The following is a 1,329-nucleotide window of genomic DNA, read 5'->3' on the forward strand; positions in this document are numbered from 1 at the left end:
CTCGGTACTCCAGCCCTTGACCACCGGCGTCATCAGGTCGACGAAGGCCTGATTCTGCTTGCGCACATCGGCTTCCGGATGGTGATGCGCCTTGTCTTGTGCTCCCGCCACGACGTAGGCCAGTGCGCGGCTCGCTTCAGCCTGTGCTTTCATGCTCATGAGCATGCGACGTACGTCAGGATGCGCAATGATCGGGACCTTGGCGCCATTCCGTACACCGATGTCCGTACCCTGAATGCGATCCTTGGCGTAATCGCGCGCACGTTGATAGGCGCGTTCACATGCGGACACGCCCTCCATGCCGACACCGAAACGTGCGGCGTTCATCATGATGAACATATACTCAAGCCCGCGGTTTTCCTCACCCACCAGAAAACCGATGGCCCCGCCTTTGTCGCCAAAGGCCATCACGCCTGTCGGGCTGGCGTGGATTCCGAGCTTGTGTTCGATGGACACGCAGCGCACGTCATTGCGTTCGCCCGGGCGGCCATCTGCGTCAACCATGAACTTTGGTACGAGGAAGAGGGAAATGCCCTTGACGCCCTCGGGTGCCGTCGGGGTTCGTGCCAGCGCCAGGTGGATGATGTTGTCCGCCATATCGTGCTCACCGTAGGTGATAAATATCTTCTGGCCGAAGATCCTGAAATTGCCATCCGCTTGTGGCACTGCGCGCGAACATATGGCCGCGAGGTCGGATCCGGCGCCCGGCTCGGTGATGTTCATCGTACCCGTCCACTCGCCGCTGACCATTTTTTCGAGGTACGTCTGCTTGAGTTCATCCGACCCGGAAAGCACCAGCGCTTCGATGGCACTGCTGGTCAGCATCGGACAAAGCGAAAATGCGTGGTTGGCCGATTTCCACATCTCGGACACGGGTGCTGCAACGAGCTTGGGCAGGCCTTGTCCTCCCCATTCCGGCTCGCAGTTGAGCGCTGTCCAGCCGCTTTCGGCAAACAACTTGTAGGCGTCACCGAAACCCTTGGGCATGGCCACCTGCCCGTCATTGAACAACAACCCATCGCGGTCGCCAACACCGTTGAGTGGTGAAAGTACACCTTCGGCAAATTTGGCTGCTTCTTCCAGAACGGCGTCAACAACATCAGTCGATGCTTCCTCACAGCCAGGCAATTGCGCCACGTCCTCAAGCCCGGCCAATTCCTTCAACACAAACTGCATGTCGCGGAGCGGGGCACGGTATTCGCTCATTTCACTCTCCAGTCAGAATAAAGACATCTCGCCACTTGAATTGGCACCATCGCGGAATCGCCCCTGCTCACCCCAGCGCGTTGGTCAATGCGGGAGCCAGCTCGAACAGATCGCCGACGAGGC

The 1,329-nt window shown here is 59.0% G+C and carries 1 protein-coding gene; it reads right to left on the reverse strand.

The features are described 5' to 3' along the window. Positions 1-1,206: acyl-CoA dehydrogenase family protein (locus tag PROAA_RS13560; protein ID WP_186411849.1), on the reverse strand; the 1,206-nt coding region annotated here is incomplete at its 3' end. Positions 1,207-1,329 lie beyond the last annotated feature (123 nt).

Origin of the sequence: Candidatus Propionivibrio aalborgensis (assembly GCF_900089945.1) — a bacterium.
In the GTDB taxonomy this organism is placed as follows: domain Bacteria; phylum Pseudomonadota; class Gammaproteobacteria; order Burkholderiales; family Rhodocyclaceae; genus Propionivibrio; species Propionivibrio aalborgensis.